Here is a 26,013-nt window from a genome sequence, read left to right on the forward strand (position 1 = left end):
CGGGTGTCCGCAGCAACTGTCGCCGCGACAGCGGCACCGCGCCGACGGCGGGCCTCCGGGCTCGCCGTCGGCCTCGTGCTGCTGGCGGCGCTCGTCCCGGTCCTGGCCTTCCTCAGCGTCACCCAGGGCTCCCGCGACATCGCGCTGCGCGACGTCGTCGACGCGTTCGGGCACTTCACCGGGTCCTCCTCCGTCGACGACACCGTGACGGTGCGCTTGCGCGTCCCCCGCACCATCCTGGGCCTGCTCGTCGGCGCGGCCCTCGGCCTCGCCGGCACCCTGCTCCAGGGCCTGACCCGCAACGCCCTCGCCGACCCCGGCATCATGGGCGTCAACGCGGGCGCGGCGTTCGCCGTCGTCGGCTCGATCACGCTGCTGGGGGTCAGCGGCCTCGGGTTCCACGTCGCCGCGGCCTTCCTCGGCGCCCTCGCCGCGACCGCCCTCGTGTACGCCGTCGGCTCGCTCGGTCGCGACGGCGCGACTCCGGTCAAGATGGCTCTGGCTGGTGCGGCCATCACCGCCGGACTGACGGCCGTGACCACCGGGCTGCTCCTCACGGACCTCAGCGCGCAGCAGCAGTACCGGTTCTGGCAGGTCGGCTCGCTGGCCGGCCGCTACGCCCCGATCGTGACCGGGGTCGCGCCGTTCCTGGCCGCCGGCGTCGTCGGCGCGCTGATGTGCGGTCGCTGGCTCAACGCGCTCGCCCTCGGCGACGACGCCGCGCGCGGACTCGGGGTCTCCCTCGGCCGCACCCGCATCGCCCTCTTCCTGGTCGTCGGCCTGCTGTGCGGCGCGGCGACCGCCGCCTGCGGGCCGATCGTGTTCGTCGGCCTCGTGGTGCCCCACGTCGCGCGCTTCCTGTGCGGTCCCGACTACCGGTGGGTGCTCCCCTACGCCATGGTTCTCGGTGCTCTGCTGCTGCTCGGAGCCGACATCCTCGGCCGTGTGCTCGGGGGCACCGGCGAGCTGCAGGTCGGTGTCGTGCTCGGCATCCTCGGTGCCCCCTTCTTCATCCTCCTCGTCCGCTACGCCCGGCTGGCGGAGCTGTGAACACACCGACCGCGGCCGCGCCGGCCGCCGCCACCCGCCCCCGCGAGGAGGACCGCACCGCCGGCGCGCGGGGAGCCCTGCGCGAGACCCGCCGCCGTCGGCGGACCCGCGCGCTCGCCGTACCGGCGGTCCTGCTCGCGATCGCGGCGCTGCTGGCCCTGCTCACGCTGTGCTTCGGCTCCGTGCGGCTGAGTCTCGACCAGGTGCTCGGCTCGCTGCTCGGGATCCGGGAGAACGGCGCCGTCGACTTCATCGTGCACGACCTGGCGGGGCCGCAGGTCAAGGCCGCGCTGTGCGTCGGGCTGGCGCTCGGCGCCGCGGGCACCATCTTCCAGCAGCTGCTGCGCAACCCGCTGGCCTCACCGGACTTCGTCGGCATCTCCGCCGGCGCGAGCGTCGCCGCGGTTGCGGGCATCGCGGTCCCGGCCTTCGCCGGTGCCAGCCTTCCCGCGCTCGCGTTCGTCGGCGGCGTGGTGACCGCGGCGGCCATGTACCTCCTCGCCTGGCGCGACGGCATCACCGGCTACCGCTTCGTGCTGATCGGCATCGGCACCGCCGCCTTCTGCACCGGTGTCGTGGGCTACCTGCTCACCCGGACGTCGCTGACCGAGGCCCGCGCCGCACTGCACTGGCTGACCGGGTCCATCGGGCAGGCCGGCGACGCGGAGAACGACGTGCTGCTGGTGGCGCTGATCGTGCTCCTCCCGTTCGTGCCGGTGCTCCAGCGGATGCTGCGCAGCATCGAGATGGGCGACGACACCGCCCGCGGTCTGGGCGTGCGGATCGAGCCCACCCGGCTCGCGCTCATCGCCGTCGGCGTCCTCCTCACCTCGCTGGCCACCGCCGTCGCGGGCCCGATCGCCTTCGTCGCGCTGGTCGCCGGACCGGTCGCCGACCGGCTGCTCGGCAGCGCTCGCGGCGGCATCGTCGCCGCCGGCGCCGTCGGCGCGATCCTCTGCCTCGTGGCGGACTACGTCGCCCAACACCTCCTGCCCGTCGAGGTGCCGACCGGCGTGGTCACCGGCGCCGTCGGCGCGCCCTACCTGCTGTGGCTGATCGCCACCACCAACCGGAGAGGAATGGGCGGATGACCCTGACCGAGCCCACCGCCACCCCTCGGCTGGCCGCCCGCGAGCTGTCCCTGGGGTACGACGACCGGGTGGTCGTCGACGGCCTCGACCTGGACGTCCTGGACGGCCGGGTCACGGCCATCGTCGGCGCGAACGCCTGCGGCAAGTCGACGCTGCTGCGCGGGCTGGCCCGCCTCCTGCGCCCGTCCACGGGTGAGGTACTGCTCGACGGGACACCCATCCTGGACCGGGGCTCGCGCGAGGTCGCGCGGATCCTGGGACTGCTCCCCCAGACCCCGGTGGCGCCCGACGGCATCACCGTGGCCGACCTGGTCGCGCGGGGACGCCACCCGCACCAGGGCTGGTTCCGCCAGTGGAGCGCCCGCGACGAGACGGCGGTCGCGGACGCGCTCGCCGCCACCGACACCGTCGAGCTCGTCGACCGGCCGCTGCACGCGCTGTCCGGCGGCCAGCGCCAACGGGTCTGGATCGCGATGGCGCTCGCGCAGGAGACCGACCTCCTGCTGCTCGACGAGCCGACGACCTACCTCGACATCAGTCATCAGGTCGACCTGCTGCGGCTGTTGCGCTCGCTGAACCGGGCGACCGGGCGCACGATCGTCACGGTGCTGCACGACCTCAACCTCGCCTGCCGCTACAGCGATCATCTCGTCGTGATGGCCGCGGGCCGGATCCTCGCCGAGGGCCCGCCCGCCGAGGTCGTCACCGCGGATGTGGTCGAGGCGGCGTTCGGCCTGCCGTGCGTCGTCGTCCCGGACCCGGTGGCTGGCTCGCCGATGATCGTGCCCGCCGGCGACTGATCCGAAGTCCCGGCTCCAGGCTGAGATGATGCCGCGGTGACCCGGCGCGGCGCCGCACTCGGGCTCGGCGGCGTCGTCGCCGGGCTGGTCCTCGGCTGCACCACACCGACCACGCCGACCACACCGACAGCACCGACCACGCCGCGCACCGACGGGTCGGCACAGGAGCCGCTGGTCGTCGCCGTCCACGCCACCCGGCCGGCTCCCCGGCTGACCCTCGCCGAGGCGCGGGCGGTCGTGGCGGGCGAGGTGGACACCTGGCGGACGCTGGACGGGACCGGCCGGCCGCTGCGCATCGTCGCGAGCGTGCGGGAGGTACGGCGGGATCCGGACGCCGTGGCGGTGCTCCCCGCGTCCGCGCTCGATGCCACGGTGCGCCCCGCACGCGTGGGCGGCGTCGACCCGCTCCGGCGACCGGCGGACTATCCGCTGCTGGTCGTCGGGACGCCACCGCCGCCGGTGACGACGCTGAGCGTCGTCGGCGACGTGATGCTGGGGCGCCGGGTGGCCGCGCGGGCGGCCGCCGCCGGCGACCCGAGCCTGCCGTTGCGGCCGCTGCAGCGACGGCTCCGCTCCGCGGACCTGACCGTGGGCACGCTCGAGAGCACCCTGTCCGACGACGGCGCGCCGCGCCAGGGAGACGACTCGTTCGCCGCGCCGCCCGACGTCCTCGCCGGGCTCGCCGACGCCGGCTTCGACGCCGTCTCCCTCGCCAACAACCACGCCGGCGACTTCGGCAAGCGCGCGCTGCTCGCGACGCTGGACCTCCTCGCCGACGGGCCGGTCCGGGCGTTCGGGGCGGGGCGCGACCGGGCCGCCGCCGGCACGGCGTACGTCGCCGAGCGCAACGGCGTGCGGTTCGCCTTCCTGGGCTTCAACGCCATCGGCGAGACGCCTCGCGCCACGCGCGGGCGGCCGGGCGCGCTGTCGGTCCGGATGCCACCGCGGACCGGACCGCTCGTCGAGCGCGACCTCGCCTACGTCGAGCGCCTGGTCCGCCGGCTCGACCGGCAGGCCGATGTCGTCGTGGTGCTCCCCCACTGGGGCACCCAGTACACCCACATCGCGGAGCCGATCCAGTCCCGGGTCGCGCGCCGGCTCGCGGGTGCGGGCGCCGACCTGGTCGTCGGCGGCCACCCCCACTGGGTGCAGGGCCTGCAGTGGTACGACGGCACCCTGGTCGCGCACTCCCTGGGCAACTTCGTGTTCGACATGGACTTCATGACCCAGACCCGGCAGGGCGTCCTCCTCGAGGCGGTGTTCTGGGGCAGCGAGCTCAAGGGGTTCCGGCTGGTCCCCTACGCGATGGACGACGAATTCGCGCCGCGCCCCGCCGATGGCCGGCTCGCCGCGGACATCCTGGGCGACGTCTGGCGCCACGGCGGCGGGCCGTTCCGGCGCTCAGCCCCGTAGCCAGGCCAGCACCAGCCGGCCCACCCGGTCGAGCTGGTCGACGTCGACGAGTCCGGGGAGGTCGCCGGGGTCGTGGTAGCCGGCGTACGGGGTGCTGCCGACCCGCAGCCCCGGCAGTCCGGCCCGCACGAAGGACCAGTGGTCGCTGGAGCGCTGCCCGGTCTCCGCGGTGTGCGGCACGCCGGCCCGCCGGGCCGCCCGCACCAGCGCGGTCGGCGGCGCGGCGGTCGCGCTGCCGACCGGGACGGTGCTGCCGACGCCGACGCGGTCGAGCGCGAGCATCCCGCGCACCGCGCGCCGCTCGGCCGCCTCCAGCCGGGCCACGTAGTGCCGCGAGCCGTAGTGATGGTCGTCGTCGCCGGGGCCACGCGGCTCCTCGGCGCCGAACAGCACCAGGAGCACCGGGAGCCGGGCCCTGAGGTCGGTGCGGGCGAGCGCCAGCAGCACGCCCACGCCGGACGCGTTGTCCTCCGCGCCCGGCGATCGGGCGACCGTGTCGAGGTGCGCGCCCAGGACGAGGTGCGGGCGGGTGGGATCGAATCCGGGCGGGGCGGCGACGACGTTCTGGCTGTGGCCCGCGGCCACCGGCACGCCCCACGAGTCGCCGGCCGGGACGGCGAAGCGCTGGCGGCGTACGACATAGCCGGCGGCGCTCAGCTCGGCCGCCGCCCAGTCGGCGGCATGCCGGAAGGCCGGCCCGGTGGCCAGGCGCGGCCCGATCCGGACGGCGAGGTGGCGCACTGCGGCCTGGGCCGTCGCGGCGTCGAAGGTGCCCGGGCGGGCCGGCGCGGTGGACGACGCCGAGGGTGAGGCCGCGGACGACGGCGCCGGTGAGACCGAGGGCGTGACCGACGGGGCCGGCAGCGGGCCGGACGGCCCGCCGCAGCCCGCTGCGAGCACGGCGAGGACGACCAGCGTCCCCGCCGTGCGCGGCAGCGTGGCGCACGCGCGAAGCGCGTCGTGCGCTGCCCGCGGGCCGAGCGGAGCGAGCGCCCGGGCGGCGAGCACGACCTGCGACACGCTCGCGCCGGATGGACTCAGTCGAGGTAGTCGCGCAGGACCTGCGAGCGCGACGGGTGCCGCAGCTTCGACATCGTCTTGGACTCGATCTGGCGGATCCGCTCGCGCGTGACGCCGTAGACCTTGCCGATCTCGTCGAGCGTCTTCGGCTGGCCGTCGGTGAGCCCGAAGCGCATCGAGACCACGCCGGCCTCGCGCTCGGACAGCGTGTCGAGGACGGCGTGCAGCTGCTCCTGCAGCAGCGTGAAGCTGACCGCGTCGGCCGGGACGATCGCCTCGGAGTCCTCGATCAGGTCACCGAACTCCGAGTCGCCGTCCTCGCCCAGCGGGGTGTGCAGCGAGATCGGCTCGCGGCCGTACTTCTGGACCTCGACGACCTTCTCCGGGGTCATGTCGAGCTCCTTGGCGAGCTCCTCCGGGGTGGGCTCGCGGCCGAGGTCCTGCAGCATCTGGCGCTGGACCCGGGCGAGCTTGTTGATGACCTCGACCATGTGGACCGGGATGCGGATCGTCCGCGCCTGGTCGGCCATGGCGCGGGTGATCGCCTGCCGGATCCACCAGGTCGCGTAGGTCGAGAACTTGTAGCCCTTGGTGTAGTCGAACTTCTCGACCGCGCGGATCAGGCCGAGGTTGCCTTCCTGGATGAGGTCCAAGAAGAGCATGCCGCGACCGGTGTAGCGCTTGGCGAGCGAGACGACGAGACGCAGGTTGGCCTCGAGCAGGTGGTTCTTGGCGCGGCGGCCGTCCTCAGCGATCCACTCGAGCTCCTCGGTGACCTTCGGCGAGAGCTTGCCGCCCTTGGCGAGCTTCTCGTCGGAGAACAGGCCCGCCTCGATCCGCTTGGCGAGCTCGACCTCCATCTCGGCGTTGAGGAGCGGCACCTTGCCGATCTGCTTGAGGTAGTCCTTGACCGGGTCGGCGGTCGCGCCGGCGACCATGACCTGCTGGGCAGGCTCGTCGGTCTCGTCGGCGGCCGACACGACGAACGAGGACGTGGCGCTGGCCTCCTCCTCGTCCTCCTTGATGGTGGGGTCGGCGGCGATGTCCTTCTCGAACTGCTCGTCGGAGATGTCCGGGAGGATCTTCTTGCCGTCGGGGCCGACCGCGGCCGCCTCGGCCTCGCCGGAGCCGGCCGGGGCCGCCTTCGGCGCGGGAGCCTTCGCCGCCGGGGCGGGCGCGGCCTTCTTCGCGGCCGCCGGCTTCGGTGCCGGCGGCTTGGGCGCCGGCGCCGGGGCCTTCTTGGCGGTCGTCGCCGTGGCGGACGCCGGCTTGCGCGCCGCCGCCGCGACGGCACGCTGGTCGACCGGCGAGCCGAGCTCGACCGAGATGCCGAGGCCCGACAGGTGGGCCATCAGGGCCTTCAGCTGGGCCGGAGCGACCTCAGCGGCGGCGAACGCCTGGCGGAGATCCTCCGCCGCGACGCGACCCACCGGCGCGGCGCGCTCGATCAGGGCCGCGATCGACGGGTGGCTGAGCAGTGCGGGTGGGACCGAACGATGGCTCGAAGACACGAACACCTCTCGATGCTGATGGTTCTAGGGCGCGGCAAAGACCGGAGGTGTCAAGACCGCTTCCGTCATTCTGCCACGGCGTCCCCAGCCGCCCGCGCATCGGGGCTCAGCACCGGCTCAGTGTCGGCTCAGGATCCGCTCAGGAACCGGCCGCCTTGGCCTTCGCGGCGGCCTTCATCTCCTTCTTGTGGTCGCGCACCTTCTGCAGCGACACCGGGTCGACCACGTCGGCGACCGACCGGAAGCCCTCCAGGGCGTAGTCGCCGGCCACCTTCTCCCACCCGGCCGGGCGCACGCCGAGCTGCTTGGCCACGAGCGCGACGAAGATCTTCGCCTTCTGCGCACCGAACCCCGGCAGCGCCTGGAGCCGCTTCATCAGATCCTTGCCGTCGGCGGCCTCGGTCCAGATCCGCTCCGCGTGCCCGTCGTACTCCTCGACCACGATCCGCGCGAGCTCCTGCAGCCGGGCCGCCATCGACCCCGGGAACCGGTGGATCGCCGGCGTCGTGGAGCACAGCGCCGCGAACTCCTCGGGGTCCGCCGCCGCGATCGCCGCCGGGTCGAAGCTGCCGAACCGCCCGATCACCTTCTGCGGGCCCAGGAAGGCGTGCTCCATCGGGTACTGCTGGTCGAGCATCATCCCGACGAGCAGCGCGAACGGGTTGGAGCTCAGCAGCTCGTCGGCCGCCGGGTCGTCGGTGATGTGGATCGCCATGGGGACATCCTGCCCCACCGGCGGAACGTGCTCCGCCCGCATCGGCCCCCGGACCGGCGACGTGACGGGGTCGGACCGGCTAGGTTGCGCGCCATGACCGCGCACCTCGGCTCCCCGATCGCGCTGCCCCACGGGCAGAGGCTCGCCAACCGGTTCATGAAGTCCGCGCTGAGCGAGTCCCTCGGCGACCGCGACGGCGGCCCGTCCGAGCGGCTCGAGCGGCTCTACCGCCGCTGGGCCGACGGGGGGTACGGGCTCGTCGTGACCGGGAACGTGATGGTCGACCGGCGCCACCTCGGCGAGCCCGGCAACGTGGTCATCGAGGACGACCGCCACCTCGACCGGCTGCGCGCGTGGGCCTCCGGGTTCCAGGACGGCGGCACCCCGCTGTGGATGCAGGTCAACCACCCGGGCCGCCAGGCCAACGCGCTCGTCGGCCGCAGCCGACCGGTCGCGCCGAGTGCGATCCAGGCGAAGGTGCCGGGTGCGGTGCGGCCGCGTGCGCTGGCGGACGCGGAGATCCGCGAGATCGTCGACCGGTACGCCGCCGCGGCGGCGGTCGCGGAGCGGGCCGGCTTCGCGGGCGTGCAGATCCACGGCGCGCACGGGTACCTCGTCACCCAGTTCCTCTCCCCGCGGACCAACCGGCGCGACGACGCGTGGGGCGGCGACCCCGAGCGCCGCCGACGGTTCGTGCTCGAGGTGCTGCGCGCGATCCGCGCGGCGACCTCGCGCGGCTTCGCGGTCGGGATCAAGCTCAACTCCGCGGACTTCCAGCGCGGCGGGTTCACCGAGGAGGAGTCGCGCGACGTCGTGGGCGCGCTCGTCGCCGATGGCATCGACCTGATCGAGATCAGCGGCGGCTCCTACGAGGCACCCGCGATGATGGGGACGATGCGCGCCTCGACCGCCGCCCGCGAGGCCTACTTCCTGGAGTACGCCGCATCGGTGCGTGATCTCGCCGGCGACGTACCCATCGCCGTGACGGGTGGCTTCCGGTCCACCGCGGCCATGGAGGCCGCCGTCTCCTCGGGCGACTGCGACATCGTCGGCCTGGGCCGCCCCACCTGCCTCCTCCCCGACGCTCCGCACGCGATCCTGCGCGACGGCCTCGCGACCCTGCCCAGCGCGCGGGTGCGCGCCGGCCTGCGGCCGGTGCTCGGCAAGGTGGCGGACCTCAAGCAGCTCGACGGGGCGCTCGACCTGTCCTGGCACACCGACCAGCTGCACCGACTGGGGGCCGGCAAGGAGCCCGACCCGGGCCGGTCGTGGGCCGAGGCGGCGCTGTGGCTGGGTCTGCGCAACGGTCCAGGCGCGTTCCGGGCCCAGCGCGGCTGACGCCGTCGGACCGGGGGTCAGGCCGTCCAGTCGAGGAAGATGCCTCCCGCCGTCACGGCCACCCACCACCAGACGAACGAGAGGATCCCGAGCACGACCGTGCGCTTGGGGTGCGAGCTCCACCAGACGAAGCACAGCACGAACATGACCAGCCAGGTCAGCAGCAGGACGACGACCGCCCACGCCGGCGCGAGGAGTCCCGCGGCGGCGTACAGGAAGAACGACGAGACCAGCAGCACCAAGCCGACGAACGGCCACGGCGAGATCCGCTCACCGGTGGCAGGGTCGATCGCCACCGGACGGATCCGGCGGCGGCGCGAGAACACCAATGGACTACTGGTCCTCGACGTCGTCGTTCCAGGCGGGATCCTCGTCCCACGCCTCGGTGCGCTCCGCGGCCCTCTCCAGCGCGCGGGCCGCCTCGGCCTCGGTGGGATAGGGGCCGAGACGGTCCTTGTTGGGACAGCCCTCGACGCCCTCGACCCGGTGGTGGGTCAGGCAGAACCAGTACTCGTCGTCCGCGGCCATGGCCCGAACCTACTCCAGGCGACCCGCCAGCCGCTCGACCCGCAGCACGTCGTACTCGTGCTCCGGATCGCCGGTCATCGCCGCCGCCAGCCGCAGGTGGGGCAGCGCGTCGGCGTACCTCGCCTGGCGCTCCAGCGCGCGGCCGAGCGCGTGCCGGCTCCACGCGTCGGCCGGGTCGTCGGCCACCAGGCCGGTCAGCTCGTCGGTCGCCTTCTGCAGCTGGGCCCGCATCAGGTAGGCCCACGCCCGCAGCGACCGCAGCCCCCGGTTGTCCGGCTCCTTCTCCAGCGCCGGCTCCAGCACCTCGAGCGCCTCGCGCGGAGCCCGGCGGGAGAGGAAGTCGTGGGCGGTGCGGTAGGCGACCTCGTGCCGTGCCGTCGTACCCGGGAACAGGATGGGCGGCAGCACCTTGATCTCGGGCATCTCGTTCATGTCGGCCTCAACTGTCGAACGGTGCGGGACATTCCGTACAGTTCCGTTGGACGGGCTGGCCGGGCGACCGCGTGATCCATCGCCGCGAGGCGTCGGATCCCGAGGAAAGTCCGGGCTCCACAGAGCAGGGTGGTGGGTAACACCCACCCGGGGTGACCCGCGGGACAGTGCCACAGAGAACAGACCGCCGCACCCCTCCCGAGGGGCGCGGTAAGGGTGAAACGGTGGGGCAAGAGCCCACCAGTGCGCCGGGCGACCGGCGCAGCTAGGCAAACCCCACCCGGAGCAAGACCAGACAGCACACGTTCGAGGGCGGCTCGTCCGAGTGTGCGGGTAGGTCGCTGGAGGCTGTCGGCAACGGCAGTCCTAGATGGATGGTCGCCCCCTTGGCGACAGGGGACAGAACCCGGCTTACAGGCCAGCCCGTCCCTCCCTCGCCGGGGTCGTCGTACGCCCTTCAGCCTCGGGGCGGCCCGCTACTCCCCCTCCGCGATCAGCAGCGCCAGCGCCTCGCTGTCCAGCCGCTGGTCAGCGGCCGCGACACCGGCGACGAGCGTCACCCCCTCCTCGCTCAGCAGGTCCGCGGGGTCGCGGGCGTCGTCTGGGTCCGACCACTGGAAGCCGGGGGCGATCCGGCCCTCGGAGGAGAGGACCCGCCAGGCGTTCGCGCATTGGGTGCACTTGGACAGGTGGGCGCCGAGGGGTTGCGGAGCCGTCCCGACGGCGTCCGCGAGGTCCCGGTACGAGGTCCACCTGCCCGGAGGCAGCGCCTCGAGGATCTCGTGGAGGATCGACCAGTCGAAGCCAGCAGGCCGGTCGGCCTTGTCCCCGCGGTACTGCGCCCGGACGTCGCCGAGGCGACGCCCGTCCTCCAGCACCCAGAAATTCCACCCGTTGGCTCCGCGACCGCCCTTGGCGTGATAGCCGGCGCTGGACGGGCTCTTGTAGGTCGTGCCCTCGAACTCGACCTGTCCGTCCGCCAGCACCGTCGCACGGCGCCCCTCCCACTGCCCGGGTCGCGAATGCAGGACGGTGCCGGCGGGCAGCAGACCCGCTGCGACGAGGTGCTTGACCTCGACCCAGGCGTTCACCTTGGTCGAGCCGTCGCTGATGGCGCCGGTGTGCCCCGCCGGCACGGGCCAGACCTCCAACAGGAGCTCCGTCAGCACCTCCGTGCGCTCGTCGATCGAGGCCTCGTCCCAGCAGTCGGCGTCACGGAAGTGGCGGTTGAGGAGGAAGACGTCGTTGGCGACGACGTGCTCCTTCTTGCTGCTCCAGGGACCGTTGGAGACGGTGGCGTTGAGACTCGCGGTGAGAAGGGTCAGGTTGCCCAGCCGGTGCACGTGCTCCCCTCGCGCGAGCTCCGCTTCGAGCCCCTCGACCGCCCAGTGCGTCTCCCACTTCTGCGGCATCACGTGCTCGACGTGGTAGCCGAGGCGCGGGACCTGGGGGCTGCCGTGGCGGGATCGCAGGTGGTCCTCGACAGCCTCGAGGTAGGTCCGCATGCGGCTGCGGGGATAGCGGCGGTACGACTGCTCCGTCGCGAGGTGGGACCGGACCTCCGCGTCTCCCGGCCAGTAGTTGGAGTTCACGTTCAGCCGGGACAGGTGGTGGCGCACGCTGTCGACCAGCTCCGCGACCGGCGTCGTGCGGTTGGACTTGATGATCTCGGCCACGATGCGGCCGAGATCCGCTGACGTGAGGCGCAGCAGCTGGCGGCGGACGACCCAGGACTCGAGCATCGCGAGGACGTCGTCGGCCACCTCGGAAGGGATGTCCCGCGCCGGGTCGTACAGCCAGATGATCGCGGGCTTGAGCACCTCGACCCCGCCGGCGCTCATCCGATAGAAGGCGAGCTCCGGACGGGTGAGGATCCGCGAGCTGTCGGCCGCATGCTCCGTCCAGGTGCGATAGAGCCCGGCCTGCTCCTTGATCGCCAGGAGCAGCTCGCCCATCTTCGAGCCGGCCTCGTAGTCGACGTACGTCTTGAACCGGATGAAGGTCTGTCGCGGGCTCACCTCCTCCCCCAGCCGGCTGCCGAGCCACTGGCTCAAGAACAGCGATCCGCGGCTCATGGTGTAGCGGCCGACGCTGACCTCCTGCTCCCAGAATGTGGCCTCGAAGGGCCAGTCCTCGGCGTAGGCACGCTGCGTGTCGGCGCCTTCCGCCTCCAACCGCTGGAACACGAAGTTCTTGATCAGGTCAGCGGCGGTCAGCGGCGTGCCACGGGCGTTGAGCGTCTCGAAGATCTCCTGGGAGTTCTCCTGCGCCTGCAGATCGATGACGACGACCTGCAGTCCCTGGCTCACCGCCTGCGCGAGCGCATCCGCCCGGGACCGCACCTCGTCCCCCGCGCCCAGCCACTGGTCGACCCGCGCCGCGAAGAAGGCGTGCGCCCGGGTGATGCGCGAGCCGGCGTGCTTGAGAGTGGCATGGTCGACCGGCGCCTCCGCGTTCATCACCTCACGGAACGCCGCGCCGTCCTGGTTCGAGTGCGCCAGCTTGAGACTTGCCTGGACCACCCCTCCATAGGCCCTGTTGTGCGTCAGGTCACCGAACTGGTCGGCGAGCCCGTCGAACCCCCTGCTCTCGAACACCGCCGCCGAGGCGTCGATGAACAGCTGCAGCGTCGTGAGCCGCTGCTGACCGTCGATGACGTTCTTCGCCGGCACCGCTCCGTGCTGACCGTCGACCGCCTGCAGCACCACCGCACCGAGGAAGTGGGACGGCTGGGTGTACGGGTCCCTGAGCCGCAGCTCCGCGAGCCGCGCGATGTCCTGCCACAGCGGCAGCCACTGATCGGCCTCGTCCCAGACGTACGGACGCTGGAACAGGGGCACGACGAGGTGCTGAGGGAGATAGAACACGGCCTGCGGCGTGAGCACGTCGGTCTTCACGGACCGCAGACTATTGAGCAGCGCGTCGGCGTCTCAGCGGTTCGGCCATTTCGGCGACGTACGCGGCGGCCCGTTGAGAGTACCGGCGGACGCAGTCCCGCAGCGGCTAGGCGGAGGACGACGACGCCGCCGGGCCGGGGCCCGTGGCGTCCGAGAGGTGGATCTCCACCATCAGCTCGTCGGCGAGCGCTTCGAGCATCGCGCGCAGGTCGTCGGTGCTCGTGGTGGCGGAGGCTCCGAGGACGGCCGTCGCCTCGAACAGCCTGCCCCCGGCCATCGGCGCCTCGCGCACGTCGGTGACCAGCTCCTCGATGCTGACTCCCCTGCCGGCGAGAGCGGCGGAGATCTCCGCGACGATGCCGGCCCGGTCCGCGCCCAGCAGCTCGAGGTTGATGCGCAGCGCCGGTTCGTTGACGGGTACGTCGGTCCGCTCGAGCGTCACGTGGAGCCCGACGTCGTCGAGGGCGCTCAGCGCGGCGACCAGGTCATCGGCCTTGGCGTCGGGGACGTCGAGCAGCAGGATCCCGGCGAACTTGCCGCCCAGTCGTGCCATCTGGCTGCGGTTCCAGCTCGCACCGTGCGCGTGGATCGGCGCCGACAGGTCGGACACGAGCCCGGGCCGGTCGTCGCCGATGCAGGTGAGCGTGAAGGTCGCCATGAGCGCAGACTACGAGACGCACGCGGTCGAACGCCGACCTCAGCTCGACGCGACGGGGTGCGGACCCGGGTCGCCCTCCTGTCCCGGAAAGTCGTGACCAACGGACCTGACGCCCGGGCCACCGGGCCGCCGAGGCTCGGGCCATGACTGACATCACGCCTGCGCGGCGTCGTCCCCCGCTGTCTCGCTCCCTGCTCGCGCTGACGACGGCGGCCGTCCTGGCCGCCGGGCTCACCGCCTGCAGCTCCTCCGACGACGAGCCGGCGGCCGAGGACGCGGCGACGCCGACCGCCACCGCCACCGTCGAGCCGACCCTGACCGCGGAGCAGCAGGCCGCCTGCGACAGCCTGCTCGACGCTGCCACGGCACTGCTCGACCTCGGCGGCTCGGGCGAGGACGGCCCCACCGACGAGGAGCTGACCCAGGTCGCCGACGTCTACCGGGGCATCGCCGCCGGCCTCGCCGGAGAGGAGCAGGCCGCCGCGACCACCGTCGTCGAGACCGTCGACGAGGTGGTCCAGACGGGCAACCAGAAGCTGCTCGAGGACGAGAGCCTGCTCGGCTCCATGCTCGCCCCCGCCGCGGCGGGTCGGACGCTGTGCGGGTACGCACCGGTCGACTTCATGGCCCACGAGACGCCGGCGGCGACTGGCGACGGTCAGCCCGAGATGGCCTACATGGGCCTGCCCGACAGCCTGCCTTCCGGGCGGACGAGCTTCCAGCTCACCAACGAGGGCGAGGACTTCCACGAGGCCCTCGTCATGAAGGTGAAGGACTCCTACTCCGGCACGATGGACGACCTGCTGCAGCTCGACGACGAGGCCATGGCCCAGGCCGCCGACATCGTCGCGGCCACCGTGACCGCGCCGGGCGCGACAGCAGCCACGAACGTCGACCTCAGCGCGGGACGGTACGTCGTGCTGTGCCACATCCCGGTCATGGACGGCACGGGACCCGACGCCCAGCCGAAGATGGGCGCCGACGGCCCGATCTGGCACTACTCCGTCGGCATGGCCCACGAGGTGACGGTCAGCTGACCGGCGACCTCGCGGCCGGGGCCGCGCGCGGATGGACCCGCCGCCGACTGCTTCGTGCGGTCGGCGGCGTGGCCGCGGGGCCTCCGCTGCTCGCGCTGACCGGCTGCGACGACGGCGCGGAGCCGGCCCGGCGTCCGCCCGGCTCCGGACCGCAGGTCGCCTACGAGGCCGGGCGGGAGCCCGGTCAACTGGGGGCGGTGCTGAGGAGCCTGCGGACCCGGCCCACGCCGTACGCGCGGCCACTCCCGGTGCCCGCTCCGCTCCGGCCGGTCGCCGCCACCGCGACCGAGGACGTCTACGAGCTGACCGCCCGCAACGGGACGGCGCGGATCCTGGACGACGTCGACACGCCGGTGTGGGGCTACGACGGCATCTTCCCCGGGCCGCTGTTCGAGAGCCGTCGTGGGCGGAGCGTCCGAGTGCGGCTGCGCAACGAGCTGCCGGTGCCGACCGTGCGCCATCTGCACGGCGGACACACCCCGCCGGAGTCCGACGGCTATCCCCTGGACTACGTCCTCCCCCACGGCGCGCCGCACTCCGGCGGCCCGCACCACCTGCACCCGGGCGGCCGGGTGCACCACGGCACGTTCGACTACGTCTATCCGCTCGACCAGCGCGCGGGCCTGCTCTGGTACCACGACCACCGGATGGACTTCAGCGGCCCGCAGGTGTGGCAGGGCCTGGTCGGCCTGCACGTGCACCGCGACGACGAGGAGGCCGCGCTCGACCTGCCCGACGGCGACCACGAGATCCCGCTGCTCCTGTGCGACCGGTCGTTCGGGCCGGACGGCCGGTTCCTCTACCCGTCACTGGACCCCGACCTGGCGACCACACCGGGCGTGCTGGCCGAGTTCGCCAACGGCGTCCTGGGTGACACGGTGCTCGTCAACGGGGTCCACGCGCCCTTCCACGAGGTCCGCCAGGGCACCTACCGGCTGCGGATCGCCGTCGTCAGCAACGCCCGCCACTACCGGATCGGCGTCGACCGGCCGCCTCCCTCCGGCGAGCCCTTCACGATGATCGGCACCGACGGCGGCCTGATGAGCCACCCGCGACCCGTGCGCAGCTTCGTGCTCGCGCCCGCCGAGCGCATCGACGTCGTCCTCGACCTCTCCGGCTACCCGGTCGGCTCGACGGTCCGCCTGCGGAACCTGGCCGGGGGCACCGGCACCACCGAGCTCGTCGAGTTCCGCATCACCGGCCCCGACGCCCGGCCGGCCTGGGGGCCACCGCCGCGGCTCAGCACCGTCGAGCGCCTCGACCCGGCGGACGCCGTACGCACACGCTCGTTCGCCTTCAGCAAGGTCCCGACCGCGGACGGGCCGACCTTCCGGATCAGCCATCACATGTTCGACGCGGACCGCGTCGCCGCGGACCCGCGGCAGGGCGACATCGAGATCTGGGAGTTCACCACCGACCAGCACCATCCCGTCCACGTCCACAACTGCCACTTCCAGGTGCTCGACGACGACGGTCCGCTCGCGTGGAAGGACGTCGTCAGCCTCGGCATCAACGACCGGCGCCGGATCATCACCCGGTTCGACTCCTACCGCGGCCGCTACCTGCTGCACTGCCACAACCTCGAGCACGAGGACATGGGGATGATGGCGAACTACGAGATCCGCTGAGAGCGCCGGTCGCTCTGAGGCGCGGACGAGACAGGCCCCCGGCACCAACGGTGCCGGGGGCCTGTCGAAGCGTCAGACGGTGTCCGTCAGAGCGCGCGGACGTTCTCCGCCTGCGGGCCCTTCGGGCCCTGGGTGACGTCGAACTCGACCTGCTGGTTCTCGTCCAGGGACTTGTAGCCGGTGCCCTGGATGGCCGAGAAGTGGACGAAGACGTCCGGGGTGCCGTCGGCCGGGGCGATGAAGCCGAAGCCCTTCTCGCTGTTGAACCACTTGACGGTGCCCTGAGCCATGTTTCTCTCCTTGGTGTTCGTCACCCGACGACGTGTCGGGCTTGGTGCTGAAGACATCCGTCTTGCCTGATGCCCAGCTGAAACCGAAGACCAAGAGCACAAGATGAACTGCATCCACTGTGGCTGCAGAAGGCTCCCCGGGGGGAACCACTTCAACGACGCCAACCCTAGCACCGCATCGCCGTACGTCTAGGATCTCGACACAGTCGGAAACCGACTGCCGGACGATGGAGCCGTACCCGGAGCGCGACAAGACGGCCGCGAGAGGTGTGGTTGTCGTGGCGTGGTTGGTGCTGACGGTGTCCGGAGTGCTCGAGGCGGTCTGGGCGACGGCCCTGTCGCGGTCCGAGGGGTTCAGCAAGATCGCCCCGTCCGCGGTGTTCCTCGTGGCGCTGGTCGCGAGCATGGTGGGCCTCGGCTACGCCATGCGCACCCTGCCGGTCGGGACGGCCTACGCCGTCTGGGTGGGGATCGGCGCCGCACTCACCGTGGTGATCGCCATGGTGAGCGGCGACGAGCCGGTGAGCGTGCTGCGGATCCTGCTGCTGCTCGGCCTGATCGGCTGCGTGATCGGGCTCAAGCTGGCCCACTGATCGGGGTTCCCGGCCAGGTCGCGGGGTACCGCTCGCGACATGGCCGTCTTCCTCGCCTGGTCCGCCGCGGTGGTGCCCGCGGACGTGCGAGGCCCGTGGACGGAGCTGCTCCGGCTCACCGACGAGCTCACCCTGGTCGAGAGCACGCAGAGCCTGTCCCGGGTCTACCACGAGCTGAAGTGGGCGCTGCCCGAGGGCTCGGCGCTCCTCGTGGCGCCGCTCGCCGAGCGGCCCAAGCTCAAGGGCCTGCCCGCGGGGACGACGACCTGGCTGCGGGACCGGATCGCCGGACCGCCCCGCTGAGATCAGCCGAGCGGCCAGCCGGCCAGCACCCGGCAGTCGCCCTCGGCGTACCGGTGCAGCTCGAGCCGCTCGGCGCGGGCGCGCACCGGCAGCTGCCCGGCGAGGTCAGCGACCACCGAGGCGAGCGAGACCCCCGGCCCGACCCGGTCCAGGGTCAGGTGCGGGACGACCTCCGCGAACTCGCCCGCGTACGGCGGGCAGGCGGGGAACTCCCGCCACAGGCGCGCGGTCAGCGCCGCGAACGGCGCGGCCGGCTCGGGGACGGCGTGCAGGAGTCCGTCGGGGAAGGCCGTCACCTCGTCGAGGCGGAAGTCGAAGGCGGGCGTGGCGCGGGCGAGCGCCGCGACCCGGTCCAGGTCTGCCTGCGTCGGTGACGGTAGGAACGGCGCCAGCGCGGTGATGTGGGCGTGGGTGAAGGTCGGGTCACGGGAGACCCAGGCCGGGTCGTAGTGCTCCCAGCGGCCGCGGATGTAGCCCTCCAGGGCGGGTACCGGGACCAGGAGCACGGTGTGGGCCACACGCGGACCCTAATGGCGCGGGGGCGTGCGGCCATCGCCGGCTCCTCGGACCGCGACCACCCGCGGGCCGCGACCAGGATCCGACAGCGCCACTGGGGGAACCATGACCGCGAACCTGCCTGATCTGGAGGACACCGACGAGCACGAGTGGTCGGGCCTGGTGCTCGTCCTCACGCTCCTGGCCCTCTCCGCCGCGCTGGTGATGCTCTTCACCTGAGCGCAGGGCCGCCGCGCTCCGCTCCGGCGGTAGCGTTCGGCACCATGAGCGCGATCCCCGGACCCGACCCCGACGCCCGTTCCGCCGCAGCCGAGCGCCTCGCCGGGTTGGCGACGCCCGCGGGCGCCCTGGGCCGGCTCGGCGAGCTCGGCGTCTGGATCGCGGCCGCGCAGGGCGCCGTCCCGCCGCGGCCGCTGGACGACGTGCGGCTCGTGATCTTCGCCGGCGACCACGGCGTCGCGCAGCACGGCGTCTCCGCCTATCCCCCGGCGATCACGCCGGCGATGGTGCGCACCTTCGTGCTCGGCAAGGCCGGGGTCTCGGCACTGGCCGCGGCCCACGGCGTCCACGTGCGGGTGCTCGACATCGGCGTCGACGACGACCTCGACGGCGTGCCCGCGGAGGTCCGGGCGCACAAGGTACGCCGCGGCAGCGGTGCCATCCACCTGGAGGACGCGCTCTCGGCCGACGAGGCCGCCCGGGCCTACGAGGTGGGCCGAGCGGTCGCGCGCGAGGAGATCGCGGCGGGGGCGCAGCTGCTGCTGACCGGCGACATGGGCATCGGCAACACCACGCCCGCGGCCGCGATGGTGGCCGCGGCGCTGGGCCTGCCGGCCGCGGACGTCACCGGCCGCGGGACGGGGGTCGACGACGCCGCGCTCCTCCGCAAGCAGGCGCTCGTCCAGCAGGCGCTGGACCGGGCGGGCGACCGGGCCGACAGCCAGGCCGGCGATCCCCTCGACGCGCTCACCGCCCTGAGCAGCGCCGACCTGATGGCCACCGTCGGCTTCCTGGTGCAGGCGGCGGAGCGCGGCGTACCCGTCCTGCTCGACGGGCTGATGTCCGTCGCGTGTGCCGTGTACGCCGAGCGGATCGCGCCGGGCGCGGCCGCCTGGTTCGCCGCGGGACACCGTTCGACGGAGCCCGCCCAGGCCCTGGCCCTGGAGAAGCTCGGCCTGGAGCCGGTGCTCGACCTGGGGCTGCGGCTGGGCGAGGGCTCCGGTGCCGTCGCGGCCGTCCCGGTCCTCCGCTCGGCGGTGGCCCTGCTGCGCGATGTCGCCCTGCTCGCCGACCTGATGCCCCCGGCCCCCGAGGACTCATGAGACCAGTGAGCGTCGCCGTCGTCGGGCGGAGCCTGCGGCTGTCGGTCGGGATGCTGACGGCGCTGCGGGTGCCCGCGGTCCTGCGGGTCACGCCGGGCGTGGCGACCGGCGCCCTGCTCCTCGCGCCCCTCGCCGTCCTCCCCCTCGGCGCCCTGGTGGGCGGCGTGGTGTGGGCCGGCGGCCGGCTCGACCTGCCCGCTCTCGCGGTCGCCTTCGCGGCCCTCGCCGCGCTCGCCGCGGGCAGCCGCGCGCTGCATCTGGACGGGCTCTCCGACGTCGCCGACGGCCTCACCGCCTCCTACGACCGGGAGCGGTCGCTGGCTGTCATGAAGAGCGGTACGGCGGGGCCGGCCGGTGTCGCCGCCCTCGTCCTCGTGCTCGGCGCCCAGGCCGCCGGACTGACCTGGTTCGTCGGCCTCGGCGGCGAGCTGCGCACCGCGGTCATCGCCGGCGCCGCCGTCTGCGCCTCGCGCGCGGCGCTGTGGATCACCGCCTGCAGCCTGGCTCCCCCGGCCCGCGCGGACGGGCTCGGCGTCACCTTCACCCGTCGGGTGCCGGTGCTGGTCGCGGTCGCGGGCTGGGCCGGCCTGGCCGCGCTCGCGATGGCGGTGGACCCGGTGCGCGGACCGGTGAGCGTGGCTGTCGCCGCCCTGGTCGTCGCGGCGCTCACGGCCCACACGGTCCGCCGCTTCGGAGGGGTGACCGGCGACGTGTTCGGCGCAGGCGTCGAACTGGCCCTGGCCGTGCTCCTGATCGGACTGGCGGGCGCGTAGACGCCCACGTCACAGTCGCAGGACCCGCCCCGCGACCACCAGGTGCACCTCGTCGCAGGCCGCCGCGACCCGCTGGTTGATCGCGCCGAGCAGGTCGCGGAACAGCCGCGCGGACCGGTGCTCGGGTACGACGCCGAGGCCGACCTCGTTCGTCACGAGCACCACGGGCAGCGCCGTCCCGGTCAGTGCGGCGAGCAGCGCGTCGAGCCGCCCGCGCACGTGGTCCTCGACCTCGCCGACCGCCGCGTCCCACAGGGCGGCGTCGTCGATCACGCCGGTGAGCCAGGTGCCGAGGCAGTCGACGAGGACCGGCGCGTCGGCCGCGGCGATCACCCCGGCGACGTCCCGCGTCTCGGCGGTGGACCAGGTGGCGGGTCGGCGCGCGCGATGCGCCGCGATCCGCGCCGCCCAGTCGGCGTCGTCGTAGACCGGTCCGGCGGCGACATAGGTGACCGTGGGTGCGTCGGCGAGCAGGGACTCGGCATGCCGGGACTTGCCGGAGCGCACGCCCCCGGTGACCAGGACCCTCACGGCCGGCTCACGGGAGGGTGAAGGCGACCTTGCGGGTCGCCAGGTCGGCGCTGGCGAGGGTGACCGTGACGTCCTCACCGAGCGGGAGCGGCTGCGCGGAGGTGACCGGCGCCTCGACGCCGACCTCGGCGAGCACCACCACGCCGGTGGTGCGCTCGTCGTCGCGGACGCTGGTGACGACGCCGTCGAACTCCCTGCCGATCCGGTCGGCCAGCACCGCGGCCTCGATCAGGTCGAGGACCGCGCGCTCGTAGGAACCGGCCCGGCGCGCGGAGTCCTGCAGGGTCTTGGGCAGCCCCGGCAGCGCGGCCGCCACCCAGTCGGGGACGGGCGACCCGGCGCAGATCGCGACGCAGACCTCGCCGGCGTACCGGTCGCCGAGGCGGCGCAGCGGAGCGGTGACGTGGGCGTACTCGGCGGCGATGGCCGAGTGACGCGTCTGGTCGGGCAGCTCTCCGTCGAAGGAGGCGTACCCGCTGCCGCGCAGCAGGCGGGTGCAGGCGACGATCATCGCCTGGTGCTGCGACAGCGTCGGGTCCAGGGAGCGGACGAAGTCCGGGTAGTCGCGGTCCGGCGGCCAGGAGATGCGCAGACCCTTGGCCACCCGGCGCAGCCGGGCGACGTCGCGGGGGTCGGCCGGCGGCAGCGTCCGCAGCATCCCGACCTGCGCGCCGACCATCAACGACGCCGCGCCCATGCCGGTCAGCAGCGAGATCTGGGCGTTCCAGAGCTCGACGGGCAGCTGCTCGCGGAACACCAGCTGGAAGCTGCCGTCGGTCTCGTCGACCTCCTGCTCGGGCAGCGGCAGCGAGATGCCGCCGCGGGCGACCTCCTGCTGCTCGCGCAGCCGGCCGACCTCGCGGAGCAGCACGAGCACGTCGCCGGCGGTGCCGTCGTCGAGCGCCCGCTGGGCGTCGACATAGGACCAGCGTGCGGTCGAGCGGACCCGGGCCCGTTCGACGCGCACGTCGGTCATCGCGCCCGCACCGTCGAGTCGGATCGTCCAGAGCAGCGCCGGGCGCACCTGATCGGGCAGCAGCGAGGCGGCGTCCTCGGAGAGCGCGGGCGGGTGCAGCGGGATCCGGGTGCCGGCGCCGTAGAGCGTCTCGCCGCGCTTGTTGGCCTCGACGTCGACGGGGTCGCCGGGCCGCACGAACGCCGCGACATCGGCGATCGCGTAGTGGACGACGAAGCCGCTGCCGTCGCGCTCGATGTGGACGGCCTGGTCGAGGTCCATCGAGCCCTCGGGGTCGATGGTGAGGAACGGCAGGTCGGTGCGGTCCAGGTCGGGGAGCGCCACCGCGGCCGCGGCGCGCTCCGCCGCGGCGGTCACGTCGGCCGGGAACTCGCCGGGCAGCTCGAGCTCCCGCGCGATCGCCTGGAGCCCCTGCTGGATCTCCGGGGAGCTCGCCTTGACCCGGACCACGAGATTGCTCGGCATGTCAGGGACCTTATCGTTGGCGCCGTGCTGATCCTGTTGCCGCCGAGCGAGGGCAAGGCCGTCCCCCGGCGGGGCCGGCCGCTCGACCTCGCGTCGCTGTCGTCCCCCGCGCTGACCCAGGCGCGCCGCGACGTACTGGAGGCGCTGGTCGAGCTGTGCCGCGAGGATCCGGCCAAGGCGGCCGAGGTCCTGGGGCTGTCGGCCGGGCAGGCCGACCTGGTCGAACGCAACGCGAGCCTGCTGTCCGCACCGACCGCGCGGGCGGACCGGATCTACACCGGCGTCGTCTACGACGCCCTCGACGTCACCACCCTGTCGGCGGGGGCCAAGCGCCGCGCGACCGCCCGGGTCGCGGTCGCCTCCAGCCTGTTCGGGATGGTGCGTCTCGGCGACCGGATCCCGGCGTACCGGCTCTCGGGCGACGCCTCGCTCCCCCGCCTGGGGCCGGTGGCCGCGGTGTGGCGCGACGCGCTGCCGGACGTGATGGGCGAGGCCCTCGGCCGGGGCCTGCTCGTGGACCTGCGCTCCGGGATGTACGCGGGCTTCTGGAGACCCGGCCCCGACCTCGCGCCGCGCGTCGCGACCGTGCGGGTGCTGCACGAGCAGGGCGGCGTCCGCAAGGTCGTCAGCCACTTCAACAAGGCCACCAAGGGCCGCATCGTCCGGGCGCTGCTCGAGGACGGCGCCGATCCCCGCACGCCGACGGCGCTGACCGACGTGCTGCGCCGGCTCGGGTGGACCGTCGAGGTGGGGGCTCCGGGCAGGTCCGGGACCCAGCTCGACGTGGTCGTCAGCGAGCTGTGATCCGAGCCGCTACCAGCGCCCGGTGTCGCGCAAGGTACGCCGACCGGGGGCGAGCGTGTTGAAGAACCGCATCGAGCCCTTCCGCTCCCCGGTCCGCGGGTCGGGGTAGAAGGCGAGGACGGAGACAGCCGCCGGCGCGAGCTCCATCCGGAACAGCGTCTCCAGCGGGGCGTCGAGGGCGTGCGCGACCAGCGTCTTGATCGGCGTGACGTGGCTGACCAGGACGACGGTGCGCCCGGCGTGGTTGTCGAGAAGTCGGGCGAGGCCGGCCAGCACCCGCTCGCGCACCGCCACGAAGGACTCGCCGCCCGGCGGTGCCGCCGCCATGTCGGCGAACCACGCCTCGAGGCGCTCCTTGTCGCGCTCGGCGACCTCGGTGAAGCTGAGCCCGTCCCACGCGCCGAACTCCATCTCGGCGAACGCCGGCTCCTCCTCGACCGCCAGCCCCAGCGACGTCGCGATGATGTCGGCGGTCTCCCGGGTACGGCGCACCGGCGAGGCCACGACGACGTCGATGCTCTCCTTCAGCTCGGTGAGCCAGGCGGCCACCTCCGCCGCCTGGGCGCGTCCCTCCTCCGACAGCGCGGGGTTGTCGCCACCGAGGCCGCCGGAGAACCGGCGGCCGGTCGTGTGGTGGGTGACGCCGTGGCGCACGAGCACGATCGTGGTCGGCTGGCCGGGGCCGGCGGCGGGCGACTCGGCCTCCTCGATCGCGGAGTCGGGGTCGTCGGGCACCTGGTCGCCGGGGACGCTGACACCGGACCGGATGCCGTCGAGGGCCTCGTTGGCGAGCCGGTCCGCCGCGGCGTTCTCGGCGCGCGGCACCCAGGTGTAGGTCGTCCCCGGAGGCGCCAGCGCGCCGGCCTCGGCGGCCAGCACCCGCATGTCGGCGTGCTTGATCCTCCAGCGCCCGGACATCTGCTCGACGACGAGCTTGGAGTCCATCCGCACCTCGACCTGGGCGCCGGGGGCGAGGTCGGCCGCCAGCTTGAGCCCGGCGATCAGCCCGGAGTACTCCGCGACGTTGTTGGTCGCGATGCCGAGCGTGCGCGCGTCCTCGGCGAGCACCGCCCCTGTCGCCGCGTCGCGGAGCACGGCGCCGTAGGCCGCCGGCCCGGGGTTGCCCCGCGAGCCGCCGTCGGCCTCGACGACGACGCGGGGGTGACGGGGCTCGGTCACAGGCCGCTCTCGGGGGTGCGGACCAGGATCCGCTGGCACTCCTCGTGGCGCAGCACGGTCTCGGCCGGCGTGGCGCGGATCGCCGCCAGCTCGCCGGCGTCGAGGGTGAGCTGGCAGCCGCCGCACTGGCGGGCCCGCAGGGCCCCGACCCCCACGCCCCCCTTGCTCGCGCGCAGCTTCTCGTAGAGCGCGAGCAGGTCCGCGGGGATGTCGGCGACCATCGCCTCGCGGCCCCCGGAGACGGAGCCGATCTCGGCGTCGAGGGCGGCGATCTTCTCGTCGCGGGCGCTGGTGAGCGTGCCGAGACGGCTGTCGAGCTCGTCGATCGCGGCGGTGAGCTCGGCGAGCGCCGACTGCGCCTCCTCGAGCTGCTCCATGACCTCGAGCTCCTCGTCCTCCAGGGTCGAGATGCGACGCTCGAGGGACTCCAGCTCGTGCTGCATCCGCTCGAGTGCCTTGGGATCGGAGATCGCTCCGGAGTCCATCCGCTCCCGGTCGCGGCTGCGGCGCGCCTTCACCTGCTCCACGTCGGCGTCGGCCTTGACCTGGGCGGCGGCGAGGTCGTCGACCACGATGCGCTGGTCGCGCAGCCGGCCGTCGACGTCGGCGCGCTTGCCGAGCAGGTCCTTGATCTCCGCGGCCTCGGCCGGGTTGTTGCGCTGGTGGCGCAGCTGGTCGACCTGGGAGTCGAGGGCCTGCAGGTCGAGCAGGCGGAGCTGGGCGGCGGGGTCGGCGTTCACAGGTGCATCCTCACAGCCGCATTGTCCAAGGATCGGTGGAGATCGCGCTCACCCGGGTCTCGACGGCGTCGCCCAGGGCGCCGCGCAGCAGCTGGTCGACGACGGGCAGCCAGGTCCACTCCGCCGCCCAGTGCGCCACGTCGACGAGCGCCGGGCCGCCCTTCTCGAGGAACTCCGCGGCCGGGTGGTGCCGCAGGTCGCTGGTGACGTAGACGTCGGCGTCGGAGCCGGCGAGCCGGTCGAGCAGGAAGTCACCGGCCCCGCCGCACACCGCCACCCGGCGTACCGGACGGTCGGGGTCGCCGGCCACCCGCACCCCGTGCTGGGTGGGCGGAAGCGCCGCGGCCACCGACTCGGCGAAGCCGCTCAGCGTGGTCGGCTCGACCGTGCCGACCCGCCCGGTGCCGACGCCGGCGAGCTGCGGGTCGGCGAGCTCGACGACGTCGTAGGCCGGCTCCTCGTAGGGGTGGGCCGCCAGCATCGCGCGGACCACCGCGGTCCGGCGCCCGCGCGGGAGGACGACCTCGATCCGCACCTCGTCGACCGTCTCCAGCTCGCCGACCGTGCCGATCATCGGGCTGGCGCCGTCGAGCGGACGGAACCGTCCCTCGCCGGGGGCGCTGGTGAAGGAGGCGTAGTCGTAGTCGCCGATCCGGCCCGCGCCTGCCTCGCCGACGGCCGCGCGCACCGGGGCCGCCGCGTCGGCGGGCACGAACACGGTGAGCTTGTCGAGCGCCTCGCTCGGCGCCGGGATGATCGGCGCCAGGTCCTTGAGACCCAGGGCGATCGCGAACGCCTCGGACACGCCGCCGACGGCCTGGTCGGCGTTGGTGTGGGCGGTGAGCAGCGCGCAGTCGGCCTTCGCCAGCGTGTGCAGGGTCCGGCCCTTGGGCGACGTGGCGGCGAAGCCGTGGACGCCCTTGAGGAAGAGCGGGTGGTGCACGAGCAGCAGGTCGGCCTTCCAGTCCGCCGCCTCCTCCGCGACCTCCGGGGTCGGGTCGACGGCCAGCAGCACCTTCTTCACGGACTGCTCCGGGTCGCCGTAGACGAGGCCGACGGCGTCCCAGCTGTCGGCGGTCGCGGGCGGGTACCAGCCGTGGACCAGGTCGACGAGATCCTTGAGCGAGGGCATGGCGGCCAGGCTACCGAGGGGGCCGAGGCCCGAGGTTGCTATGGTGCCGGTGCCAGTCGACCTCCCCCGGGCACGTCCCGGGGCGGTCAGGGAACCCGGTGAGAGTCCGGGACTGACGCGCAGCGGTGTGGGTGACGGGCGGGGCACTGATCGGCACAGGAGATCAGAGTCACTGGGCCTACGGGCCTGGGAAGACGCCCCGTTCCGGTTGATCCCGAGTCCGAAGACCTGCTGGCCCTTGCGACATCCGTCGCGAGGTCGATGTGGGGCG

At 73.6% G+C, this 26,013-nt stretch carries 27 protein-coding genes, 1 other RNA gene and 2 riboswitches; of the genes, 13 read left to right on the plus strand and 15 right to left on the minus strand.

Annotation, left to right across the window (positions count from 1 at the left end):
• The first annotated feature begins 3 nt into the window (after window positions 1-3).
• From ACPZVR_RS14950 to ACPZVR_RS14965, 4 genes are read left to right on the plus strand one after another with little or no spacing between them, the layout of a single operon-like run.
• Complete coding sequence (locus ACPZVR_RS14950) at window positions 4-1,050, plus strand: FecCD family ABC transporter permease (RefSeq protein ID WP_436700397.1); 1,047 nt, start codon at window positions 4-6, stop codon at window positions 1,048-1,050.
• Entirely contained in the window at window positions 1,047-2,141 is a 1,095-nt protein-coding gene (locus ACPZVR_RS14955; RefSeq protein WP_436700398.1) for a FecCD family ABC transporter permease, read from the plus strand. The genes ACPZVR_RS14950 and ACPZVR_RS14955 overlap by 4 nt, the downstream gene beginning before the upstream one ends.
• Window positions 2,138-2,941 (plus strand): ABC transporter ATP-binding protein, encoded by an 804-nt coding sequence (locus ACPZVR_RS14960; protein ID WP_436700399.1) that lies wholly within the window; start codon window positions 2,138-2,140, stop codon window positions 2,939-2,941. Before ACPZVR_RS14955 ends, ACPZVR_RS14960 begins: the two co-directional genes overlap by 4 nt.
• A 36-nt stretch (window positions 2,942-2,977) precedes the next feature.
• Window positions 2,978-4,354 (plus strand): CapA family protein, encoded by a 1,377-nt coding sequence (locus ACPZVR_RS14965; RefSeq protein ID WP_436700400.1) that lies wholly within the window; start codon window positions 2,978-2,980, stop codon window positions 4,352-4,354.
• Here ACPZVR_RS14965 and ACPZVR_RS14970 read toward each other — a convergent pair.
• From ACPZVR_RS14970 to ACPZVR_RS14980, 3 genes are all read right to left on the minus strand, one after another.
• Window positions 4,343-5,374, minus strand: a complete 1,032-nt coding sequence (locus ACPZVR_RS14970; protein ID WP_436700401.1) for a M28 family metallopeptidase — start codon at window positions 5,372-5,374, stop codon at window positions 4,343-4,345. The genes ACPZVR_RS14965 and ACPZVR_RS14970 overlap by 12 nt on opposite strands.
• Before the next feature lie 17 nt (window positions 5,375-5,391).
• The gene (locus tag ACPZVR_RS14975; RefSeq protein WP_436700402.1) at window positions 5,392-6,891 is read right to left on the minus strand and encodes an RNA polymerase sigma factor; all 1,500 of its coding nucleotides are present in this window, start codon (window positions 6,889-6,891) and stop codon (window positions 5,392-5,394) included.
• Between the two features lie 133 nt (window positions 6,892-7,024).
• Window positions 7,025-7,600, minus strand: coding sequence for an HhH-GPD-type base excision DNA repair protein (locus ACPZVR_RS14980; RefSeq protein ID WP_436700403.1), 576 nt, complete (start codon window positions 7,598-7,600; stop codon window positions 7,025-7,027).
• 93 nt (window positions 7,601-7,693) lie between these two features.
• Here ACPZVR_RS14980 and ACPZVR_RS14985 point away from each other — a divergent pair, with 93 nt between their 5' ends.
• Window positions 7,694-8,938 carry an NADH:flavin oxidoreductase/NADH oxidase family protein gene (locus ACPZVR_RS14985; protein WP_436700404.1) on the plus strand — a complete coding sequence of 415 codons (1,245 nt, stop codon included), beginning with the start codon at window positions 7,694-7,696 and terminating at the stop codon, window positions 8,936-8,938.
• Between the two features lie 17 nt (window positions 8,939-8,955).
• Here the strand turns inward: ACPZVR_RS14985 and ACPZVR_RS14990 are convergent, their stop codons facing one another.
• The 3 genes from ACPZVR_RS14990 to ACPZVR_RS15000 are packed head-to-tail and all read right to left on the minus strand — an operon-like array spanning window position 8,956 to window position 9,898.
• Window positions 8,956-9,234: a hypothetical protein gene (locus ACPZVR_RS14990; protein WP_436700405.1), complete on the minus strand. Its 279-nt coding sequence runs from the start codon at window positions 9,232-9,234 to the stop codon at window positions 8,956-8,958.
• Between the two features lie 37 nt (window positions 9,235-9,271).
• Window positions 9,272-9,466 carry a hypothetical protein gene (locus ACPZVR_RS14995; protein WP_436700406.1) on the minus strand — a complete coding sequence of 65 codons (195 nt, stop codon included), beginning with the start codon at window positions 9,464-9,466 and terminating at the stop codon, window positions 9,272-9,274.
• Between the two features lie 9 nt (window positions 9,467-9,475).
• A complete protein-coding gene (locus ACPZVR_RS15000; protein WP_436700407.1) occupies window positions 9,476-9,898 on the minus strand; it encodes a tetratricopeptide repeat protein in 423 nt (140 codons plus the stop codon).
• A 51-nt stretch (window positions 9,899-9,949) separates the two neighbouring features.
• Here ACPZVR_RS15000 and rnpB point away from each other — a divergent pair.
• Window positions 9,950-10,328: RNase P RNA component class A (gene rnpB, locus ACPZVR_RS15005), an RNA gene on the plus strand.
• Window positions 10,329-10,374: 46 nt separating this feature from the next.
• On the opposite strand, the gene ACPZVR_RS15010 is transcribed toward rnpB, so the two are convergent.
• Both ACPZVR_RS15010 and ACPZVR_RS15015 read right to left on the minus strand, forming a co-directional pair.
• On the minus strand, window positions 10,375-12,795 hold the full coding sequence (locus ACPZVR_RS15010; RefSeq protein WP_436700408.1) for a GmrSD restriction endonuclease domain-containing protein: 2,421 nt from the start codon (window positions 12,793-12,795) through the stop codon (window positions 10,375-10,377).
• Window positions 12,796-12,901: 106 nt separating this feature from the next.
• On the minus strand, window positions 12,902-13,453 hold the full coding sequence (locus ACPZVR_RS15015; RefSeq protein WP_436700409.1) for a glycine cleavage system transcriptional repressor: 552 nt from the start codon (window positions 13,451-13,453) through the stop codon (window positions 12,902-12,904).
• Between the two features lie 143 nt (window positions 13,454-13,596).
• Between ACPZVR_RS15015 and ACPZVR_RS15020 the strand changes: the two genes are divergently transcribed.
• Window positions 13,597-14,490, plus strand: a complete 894-nt coding sequence (locus tag ACPZVR_RS15020; RefSeq protein WP_436700410.1) for a hypothetical protein — start codon at window positions 13,597-13,599, stop codon at window positions 14,488-14,490.
• Window positions 14,491-14,558: 68 nt separating this feature from the next.
• Complete coding sequence (locus ACPZVR_RS15025; protein WP_436700411.1) at window positions 14,559-16,118, plus strand: multicopper oxidase family protein; 1,560 nt, start codon at window positions 14,559-14,561, stop codon at window positions 16,116-16,118.
• 86 nt (window positions 16,119-16,204) lie between these two features.
• On the opposite strand, the gene ACPZVR_RS15030 is transcribed toward ACPZVR_RS15025, so the two are convergent.
• Window positions 16,205-16,408, minus strand: coding sequence for a cold-shock protein (locus ACPZVR_RS15030; protein ID WP_436700412.1), 204 nt, complete (start codon window positions 16,406-16,408; stop codon window positions 16,205-16,207).
• 200 nt (window positions 16,409-16,608) lie between these two features.
• A riboswitch (guanidine-III (ykkC-III) riboswitch) is annotated at window positions 16,609-16,671 on the plus strand.
• Between the two features lie 15 nt (window positions 16,672-16,686).
• Between ACPZVR_RS15030 and ACPZVR_RS15035 the strand changes: the two genes are divergently transcribed.
• Both ACPZVR_RS15035 and ACPZVR_RS15040 read left to right on the plus strand, forming a co-directional pair.
• The gene (locus tag ACPZVR_RS15035) at window positions 16,687-17,001 is read left to right on the plus strand and encodes a DMT family transporter (protein ID WP_436700413.1); all 315 of its coding nucleotides are present in this window, start codon (window positions 16,687-16,689) and stop codon (window positions 16,999-17,001) included.
• A gap of 39 nt (window positions 17,002-17,040) precedes the next feature.
• Window positions 17,041-17,304, plus strand: coding sequence for a hypothetical protein (locus ACPZVR_RS15040; RefSeq protein ID WP_436700414.1), 264 nt, complete (start codon window positions 17,041-17,043; stop codon window positions 17,302-17,304).
• Window positions 17,305-17,306: 2 nt separating this feature from the next.
• Here ACPZVR_RS15040 and ACPZVR_RS15045 read toward each other — a convergent pair whose 3' ends face one another.
• The gene (locus tag ACPZVR_RS15045; RefSeq protein WP_436700415.1) at window positions 17,307-17,822 is read right to left on the minus strand and encodes a 2'-5' RNA ligase family protein; all 516 of its coding nucleotides are present in this window, start codon (window positions 17,820-17,822) and stop codon (window positions 17,307-17,309) included.
• Window positions 17,823-18,083: 261 nt separating this feature from the next.
• On the opposite strand from ACPZVR_RS15045, the gene cobT reads away from it, so the two are divergent.
• Window positions 18,084-19,142 (plus strand): nicotinate-nucleotide--dimethylbenzimidazole phosphoribosyltransferase, encoded by a 1,059-nt coding sequence (cobT, locus tag ACPZVR_RS15050; RefSeq protein WP_436700416.1) that lies wholly within the window; start codon window positions 18,084-18,086, stop codon window positions 19,140-19,142.
• Window positions 19,139-19,915, plus strand: a complete 777-nt coding sequence (locus tag ACPZVR_RS15055) for an adenosylcobinamide-GDP ribazoletransferase (RefSeq protein ID WP_436700417.1) — start codon at window positions 19,139-19,141, stop codon at window positions 19,913-19,915. The genes cobT and ACPZVR_RS15055 overlap by 4 nt, the downstream gene beginning before the upstream one ends.
• A gap of 9 nt (window positions 19,916-19,924) precedes the next feature.
• On the opposite strand, the gene cobU is transcribed toward ACPZVR_RS15055, so the two are convergent.
• Together cobU and ACPZVR_RS15065 are read right to left on the minus strand one after the other, a co-directional pair.
• Window positions 19,925-20,446 carry a bifunctional adenosylcobinamide kinase/adenosylcobinamide-phosphate guanylyltransferase gene (gene cobU, locus ACPZVR_RS15060; protein ID WP_436700418.1) on the minus strand — a complete coding sequence of 174 codons (522 nt, stop codon included), beginning with the start codon at window positions 20,444-20,446 and terminating at the stop codon, window positions 19,925-19,927.
• A 7-nt stretch (window positions 20,447-20,453) separates the two neighbouring features.
• Window positions 20,454-21,887, minus strand: a complete 1,434-nt coding sequence (locus tag ACPZVR_RS15065; RefSeq protein ID WP_436700419.1) for an RNB domain-containing ribonuclease — start codon at window positions 21,885-21,887, stop codon at window positions 20,454-20,456.
• Window positions 21,888-21,911: 24 nt separating this feature from the next.
• On the opposite strand from ACPZVR_RS15065, the gene yaaA reads away from it, so the two are divergent.
• Window positions 21,912-22,691 (plus strand): peroxide stress protein YaaA, encoded by a 780-nt coding sequence (gene yaaA / locus ACPZVR_RS15070; RefSeq protein WP_436700420.1) that lies wholly within the window; start codon window positions 21,912-21,914, stop codon window positions 22,689-22,691.
• Window positions 22,692-22,700: 9 nt separating this feature from the next.
• Here the strand turns inward: yaaA and ACPZVR_RS15075 are convergent, their stop codons facing one another.
• From ACPZVR_RS15075 to ACPZVR_RS15085, 3 genes are read right to left on the minus strand one after another with little or no spacing between them, the layout of a single operon-like run.
• Complete coding sequence (locus ACPZVR_RS15075) at window positions 22,701-23,870, minus strand: bifunctional RNase H/acid phosphatase (RefSeq protein WP_436700421.1); 1,170 nt, start codon at window positions 23,868-23,870, stop codon at window positions 22,701-22,703.
• Window positions 23,867-24,610 carry a zinc ribbon domain-containing protein gene (locus tag ACPZVR_RS15080; RefSeq protein WP_436700422.1) on the minus strand — a complete coding sequence of 248 codons (744 nt, stop codon included), beginning with the start codon at window positions 24,608-24,610 and terminating at the stop codon, window positions 23,867-23,869. The genes ACPZVR_RS15075 and ACPZVR_RS15080 overlap by 4 nt, the downstream gene beginning before the upstream one ends.
• Window positions 24,611-24,620: 10 nt before the next feature.
• Window positions 24,621-25,742, minus strand: coding sequence for a Nif3-like dinuclear metal center hexameric protein (locus ACPZVR_RS15085; RefSeq protein ID WP_436700423.1), 1,122 nt, complete (start codon window positions 25,740-25,742; stop codon window positions 24,621-24,623).
• A gap of 36 nt (window positions 25,743-25,778) precedes the next feature.
• A riboswitch (cobalamin riboswitch) is annotated at window positions 25,779-25,992 on the plus strand.
• Window positions 25,993-26,013 lie beyond the last annotated feature (21 nt).

The sequence above is a fragment of the Nocardioides segetis genome (assembly GCF_051390595.1).
Lineage (GTDB): Bacteria > Actinomycetota > Actinomycetes > Propionibacteriales > Nocardioidaceae > Nocardioides.